This window comes from Micromonospora sp. URMC 107 (genome assembly GCF_051386315.1).
GTDB lineage: Bacteria > Actinomycetota > Actinomycetes > Mycobacteriales > Micromonosporaceae > Micromonospora.
In genome coordinates this window covers 1-5861 of the sequence record NZ_JBPQTK010000209.1, presented here as the reverse complement: position 1 = coordinate 5861, position 5861 = coordinate 1, and the positions used below count along the sequence as shown (strand labels likewise).

At 76.2% G+C, this 5861-nt stretch carries 6 protein-coding genes; 1 reads left to right on the top strand and 5 read right to left on the bottom strand.

All coding sequences use genetic code 11. The features are described 5' to 3' along the window. Window positions 1–311: 311 nt before the first annotated feature. Genes hemQ through hemE form a run of 3 tightly spaced genes read right to left on the bottom strand, consistent with a single transcriptional unit; the run spans window position 312 to window position 3522 of the window. Complete coding sequence (gene hemQ, locus ACSNN9_RS27400; RefSeq protein WP_436676169.1) at window positions 312–1013, bottom strand: hydrogen peroxide-dependent heme synthase; 702 nt, start codon at window positions 1011–1013, stop codon at window positions 312–314. Continuing rightward, window positions 1010–2419, bottom strand: a complete 1410-nt coding sequence (gene hemG, locus ACSNN9_RS27395) for a protoporphyrinogen oxidase (RefSeq protein WP_436676168.1) — start codon at window positions 2417–2419, stop codon at window positions 1010–1012. The genes hemQ and hemG overlap by 4 nt, the downstream gene beginning before the upstream one ends. 5 nt (window positions 2420–2424) lie before the next feature. Further along, on the bottom strand, window positions 2425–3522 hold the full coding sequence (hemE, locus tag ACSNN9_RS27390) for a uroporphyrinogen decarboxylase (protein ID WP_358084861.1): 1098 nt from the start codon (window positions 3520–3522) through the stop codon (window positions 2425–2427). Between the two features lie 183 nt (window positions 3523–3705). Here hemE and ACSNN9_RS27385 point away from each other — a divergent pair, with 183 nt between their 5' ends. Beyond that, complete coding sequence (locus ACSNN9_RS27385; RefSeq protein WP_358084858.1) at window positions 3706–4278, top strand: DUF3000 domain-containing protein; 573 nt, start codon at window positions 3706–3708, stop codon at window positions 4276–4278. A gap of 17 nt (window positions 4279–4295) precedes the next feature. On the opposite strand, the gene ACSNN9_RS27380 is transcribed toward ACSNN9_RS27385, so the two are convergent. Continuing rightward, window positions 4296–5201, bottom strand: coding sequence for a hypothetical protein (locus tag ACSNN9_RS27380; RefSeq protein ID WP_436676166.1), 906 nt, complete (start codon window positions 5199–5201; stop codon window positions 4296–4298). 73 nt (window positions 5202–5274) lie between these two features. Then, window positions 5275–5861 (bottom strand): S1C family serine protease (locus tag ACSNN9_RS27375; protein ID WP_436676164.1); only part of this gene is annotated, 587 nt, incomplete at its 5' end.

The following is a 5861-nucleotide window of genomic DNA, read 5'->3' as shown; positions in this document are numbered from 1 at the left end:
GCCTCCACCCCACTGCCCGGTGATCCGGTAGGCGGCCGTGCAGGCCCCGGCCGGCCCGCGCATCGGGATCATCAGGTCGCTGTCGAGCTGCCCCACCGGTGAGACCACCACCGGGCGGGCCACCGCCCCCGCCGGTGAGACCGCCACCGGGCCGGCCACCGCCCCACCCCACGGGGCAGCTCGACAGGGCCGGCACGCCAACCACCGACGCCCGCCTCGCCCCGGCCGCGCGGTGCGCCCGGTGTGGAACACCAGCCACCGCCGCCCCGTCCCACCCCGGCGGCGTAAAGCGTCCGGCGGGCGACCGCGCGTCAGACGAGGCCGTTGACGATGTCGGCGACCGAGCGGCGGCGGCCGGTGTAGAAGGGAATCTCCTCCCGGACGTGCCGGCGGGCGCCGGAGCCCCGCAGGTCGCGCATCAGGTCGACGATCCGGTGCAGCTCGTCGGCCTCGAACGCGAGCATCCACTCGTAGTCGCCGAGCGCGAACGAGGCGACCGTGTTGGCCCGCACGTCCGGGTAGCCGCGGGCCATCTTGCCGTGCTCGGCGAGCAGCTCGCGCCGCTCGGCGTCCGGCAGCAGGTACCACTCGTAGGAGCGGACGAACGGATAGACGCAGACGTACGCGCGCGCCTCCTCGCCGGCGAGGAACGCCGGGATGTGGCTCTTGTTGAACTCCGCCGGCCGGTGCAGGGCCATCTGCGACCAGACCGGCGTGAGCGCCCGGCCCAGCGTGGTGCGGCGGAACCGCAGGTACGCGTCCTGGAGGTCGTCGCTGGAGGCGGAGTGCCACCAGATCATCAGGTCGGCGTCGGCGCGCAGCCCCGAGACGTCGTACGTGCCGCGGACGACCACGTCCTTGCCCGCCAGCTCCGCGAAGAGCGCCTCGACCTCGCCGGTGACGTTCTCGCGCAGCGACGGCAGCGGGCTGGTGGCCCGGTACACCGACCACATCGTGTAGCGGATGCTGTCGTTGAGCTCCCGCAGCCGGGCCGCGTTGGTCTGCTCGGTCATGTCCCCGATCCTCCCAGTGCTGTGATGATCTCCTCGGCCGCCGTCTCGCCGGAGCGGACGCAGATGGGGATGCCGACCCCGTCGTACCCCGCGCCGGCCAGGACCAGCGTCGGGTGGCCCGCCCGCAGGGCCGCCCGCGCGGCGGCCACCCGGTCGGCGTGCCCCGGGGTGTACTGCGGCAGCGACCCGCCCCAGCGCTGCACGTGGCCGGCGACCGGTGCGGGCAGCGCCACGCCGAGCACCGCCGACAGTTCCCGGTGCACGGTGGCGGCCAGGTCCTCGTCGGTGCGCTGCACCTGCCGCTCCTCGCCGTAGCGGCCCACGGAGGCGCGGACCAGCGCCAGCCCGTCGGTGCGGCGCAGGTGGCCCCACTTGGTGGTGAAGAAGGTCGACGCCTTGATCAGCAGGCCCTCGGTGCTCGGCACCAGGAAGCCGGACAGCTCCGGCAGCTCCGGCTCGGGCAGCGCCAGGGTGACCAGCGCGACGCTGGCGTAGTCCAGCCCGCCGACGCCCTGCGCCGCCTCCGGGGCGCAGCCGGCGAGCAGCCGGGCCGCCGGGCGGGCCGGCACGGCCAGCACCACGGCGTCGACGTCGACCAGCTCCGCCTCGCGGGTGGGGCCGACGGTCAGCCGCCACCCGGCCCCGGTCGGGGTCAGCTCGCGTACCGCCGCGCCCCGCCGGATCGTCGCGCCGCTGGCCGCCGCCGCGGCCTCGACCAGGGTGCTGAGCCCGCCGGCCAGGGTCCCGAAGACCGGCGCCCCGGGCGCGCGGGGGGCCGCGGCCTGCGCGGCGCGGACGGCGCCCACCAGGGTGTGCTCCACCCGGGCGGCCCGGGCCAGCGCGGGCATGGTGGTGGCCAGGGAGAGGTCGTCGGCCCGGCCGGCGTAGACGCCGCCGAGCATCGGGTCGACCAGCCGGTCGACCACCTCGTCGCCGAACCGGGCCCGGACCAGCGCGCCGACGGAGACGTCGTCCCGCGCGCCGAGCAGCGGGCGGCCGGCGTCGACGTCGGCGTCCGCCGCCGGGCGGGCGACCGTGGCCACGCGCTCCAGGTCCCCGGGTACGCCCACCAGCGTGCCGCCCGGGATCGGGCGCAGCCCCCCGTCGACGACGAGCGCGGCCTGCCCGACCGTGGGGTGCACGATCCGCCCGCCCAGGCCGAGCCGGCGGACGAGGGCCACGGCGGCGGACTCGCCCCCGGCCGAGTCGCGCATCAGGAACGACTCGGCGCCGAACTCCACCGCCGAGCCGACCAGCTCGCCGGTGCGCAGCTTGCCACCGAGCGCACCGGACTGCTCGTACACCGTGATCTCGGTGCCCGCGGGGGCCCGGTCGCGCAGCCGGACCGCGGCGGCCAGCCCGGCGATCCCGCCGCCGACCACCGCCACCCGCCACGGCGCCCGCATGTCGCTCAGCCCCGGTCGGCCGGCTCGGCGGACAACTCGTGCACCAGGGCCACCACCCGGGTCAGCACGCCGGGATCGGTCTCCGGCAGCACGCCGTGCCCCAGGTTGAACACGTGCCCGGGGGCGGCCCGGCCCTGCTCCACGATCCGCCGCACCTCGCCCTCGACGACCGGCCACGGCGCGAGCAGCACGCACGGGTCGAGGTTGCCCTGCACCGCCCGGTCCGGCCCGATCCGCCGGGTCGCCGCGTCCAGCGGCGTACGCCAGTCGACGCCGACCACGTCGGCGCCGGCCTCGCCCATCGCGCCGAGCAGCTCGCCGGTGCCCACCCCGAAGTGGATCCGGGGCACGCCCGCGTCGGCCAGCCCGGCCAGTACGCCCGCCGAGTGCGGCAGCACGAAGCGGCGGTAGTCGGCCTCCGACAGCGCGCCGGCCCACGAGTCGAAGAGCTGCACCGCGGAGACCCCGGCGGCCACCTGGATCCGCAGGAACTCGAGCGTCACCTCGGCCAGCCGGCCGCAGAGCGCGTGCCACAGCTCGGGCTGGCCGTACATGAGGGCCTTGGTCTTCGCGTGGGTACGCGACGGGCCGCCCTCGACCAGGTAGCTGGCCAGGGTGAACGGCGCGCCGGCGAAGCCGATCAGCGGGGTGTCGCCCAGCTCGGCGACGAGCATCCGGACCGCCTCGTCCACGTAGGAGACGTCGTCGCGGGTGATCGGCCGGATCCGTTCCACGTCGGGCAGCGTGCGCACGGGCTCGGCGACCACCGGTCCCGTGCCGGGCACGATGTCCAGGTCCACCCCGGCGGCGGCGACCGGCACCACGATGTCGCTGAACAGGATCGCGGCGTCCACCCCGTGCCGGCGTACCGGCTGAAGGGTGATCTCGGTGACCAGGTCGGGACGGCGGCAGGACTCCAGCATCGCCACGTTGGCCCGGATCTCGCGGTATTCCGGCAGCGACCGGCCGGCCTGACGCATGAACCAGACGGGGGTGTGCGGGCCGCGCTGGCGCCGGCAGGCCCGGACGAAGGGCGAGTCGGCCGGTCCGCCGGGGCGGGGGTCTTCGTCTCGGGCGTCGGCGCCCGTCGGCGTGGTGGTCATCGCGGCCATCGTGCCACGCGCGACGCGAGCGGCAGCGGGCAGCGCCGCCTTTTGTGACCCCGGTCGGCCCGGTGGGCAGCGGGTGCCTGCGGGGCGCCGTCCGGGGCGGTGACGCCGTCGCGGCGGGGGCGGCCTCGGCGCGCCTCTCGGGCGGGGGGCCGGCCGGCGGCATAGGCTGCCGGCATGGCCCCCCCGATCGCGCTCCCGGAGACCTTCGCCCGCGCGGTCACCGGGCTGCGGTCCGCGGCGCCCCGGCCGGAGATCGTGCTGGAGGAGGTCGGCGCGCCGCAGCGACTCGCCCCGTACGCCTTCGCGCTCTCCGCCACCGTCCTGCGCGACGGCGAGGAGGTGGCCTCCGGGCGGCTGATCCTGCTGCACGACCCGGCCGGCCACGAGGCCTGGCAGGGCACCCTGCGGCTGGTCACCTACGTGACGGCGGAGCTGGAGGTCGACCTGGCCGCCGACCCGCTGCTGCCGGGGGTGGGCTGGACGTGGCTGACGGACGCCCTGGAGGCGCAGGACGCGCAGCACCGGGCGATCGGCGGCACGATCACCCAGACCATGTCGACCCGATTCGGTGACCTGGCCGGGCCGCCCGCGGCGGGCGACATCGAGATCCGCGCCTCCTGGACGCCGGTCGACGACGACCTCGGCCCACACCTGCTGGCCTGGTGCGCGCTGCTGGCCTCGACCGCCGGGCTGCCCCCGCCCGGGGTGACCGCGCTGCCGGAGCGTCGCCCCGCCGGCGCGGCCTGACCCCGCGACGGGTCACCTCACAGATACTTCTCGGCCTCGTTGCAGACCTTGTCCATGCCCTGGATGGCCCGGTCGTAGGCCGCCTTGTTGCCGTTGGCCGCCGCGGCGAGCGCGGTGGTCAGCTTGTCGAGGCAGGTGGCGATGACCTTCTTCTGCCGGGCCTGCTCGTCCCGGTCGTTGCGGGTGCCGGTGAGGTCCTGCTCGGTGTCGCCGAGCTTGTCCCGGACCGCCTGGAGGTCGGTCTTGAGCTTCTCGATCTCCTTGCCGTTCGCCGCGATGGTGCCGTCGCGCTGGCTGACCTCGCTGGCCATCTTCTTCTCGGTCCGGGCCAGCTCGTTGTTGGTCGACACGAACAGGCCGGTCATCACCCCGCCCAGGACGAAGAGCAGCCCGGCCACGACGGCCAGGACCAGCACCTTGTGGCTCTTGCGGGGGCCGCCCGGCGCGGGGGCGCCGAAGGGCGGGGCGGAGCCGGGCGGGGCGGACATCGGCTGCCCGTACGCCGGCCCGGCCGAGGCCGGGGGCACCGACATCGGCTGCCCGAAGGCCGGCCCGCCGGAGGCCTGGCCGCCGTGGGGCGAGGCGCCGCCGGGGGTGTAGCCGGGCGACGCGCTGCCCGGGGTGTAGCCGGGCGAGGCGGGCGGCGCGGACTGCGGGTAACCGGCGGGCCCGGCCGGCGGCGCGGACTGCGGGTAACCGGCGGGCCCGGCCGGCGGCGCAGACTGCGGGTAGCCGGCGGACGGCGCCGGGTTGTACTGCTGCGGGGCCGGAGCGTACTGCTGGCCGGCGTCCGGCTGTTCCTGCGGGTAAGGGCGCGCGCTGCCGTAGGTGGTGCCGTGCGGGCCGCCGCCCGACGGCGGTTGACCGGGCGCGGCCGGCGGGTACGGCGGATAGCCCTCCGGCCCGGTCGGTGGCTGGGACATCTCGTTCTTCCTCCACGTGTGCTGGCCGGGCGGCTGGCTCCGCCGGGCCGAAGGGGGTTGGGCGTTGCCGGGGTCAGCAGATCTTGAAACCGTCGCAGGCGACCTTGATCGGTACGGCGAGGCCGATCCCCTCGGCGTTGCGGGCCTTGGCGGTGGCGATGCCGACGACCTGCTTGCTGCCGTTGATCACCGGGCCGCCCGAGTTGCCGGGGTTGATCGGGGCGTCGAACTGGATGACCGGGCCCTCGCCGCCGCCGGCCTCGCGGAAGGCGCTCACCACGCCGGTGGTGACGCTGTCCTCCAGGCCGAGCGGGGCGCCGACGACCACGATCTGCTGCCCGGACTTCACCGCGGCGGGCGCGGCGACCAGGCCGGTGAACTTGCCGTTGGTCCGCAGGTGGGCGACGTCGTTCGCCTCGTCGACGCGCACGATGGTCGCCGGGAAGCGCTGGTCGGTGCGCTCCAGGAAGACCTCCCGCTCGCCGGTCTGCCAGAGCGCGTCCACCACGTGGTAGTTGGTGAACAGGTTGGTGCCCCCGCCCGCGGCCGGCTTGCCGATCGCGAACGCGGTGCCGGTGGAGCTGCCGGCCCGGACCCGGAACACGCTGGGCAGCACGGCGCTGGCCACGGCCTCCGGGTTGAACGCGGCGCCGGCCTGCT

Bases quoted from the DNA above. Each gene is read 5' to 3' on its own strand.
- hemG (WP_436676168.1), bottom strand. From the start codon at position 2,419: ATGCGGGCGCCGTGGCGGGTGGCGGTGGTCGGCGGCGGGATCGCCGGG.
- ACSNN9_RS27385 (WP_358084858.1), top strand. From the start codon at position 3,706: ATGGCCCCCCCGATCGCGCTCCCGGAGACCTTCGCCCGCGCGGTCACC.
- hemQ (WP_436676169.1), bottom strand. From the start codon at position 1,013: ATGACCGAGCAGACCAACGCGGCCCGGCTGCGGGAGCTCAACGACAGC.
- hemE (WP_358084861.1), bottom strand. From the start codon at position 3,522: ATGACCACCACGCCGACGGGCGCCGACGCCCGAGACGAAGACCCCCGC.
- ACSNN9_RS27380 (WP_436676166.1), bottom strand. From the start codon at position 5,201: ATGTCCCAGCCACCGACCGGGCCGGAGGGCTATCCGCCGTACCCGCCG.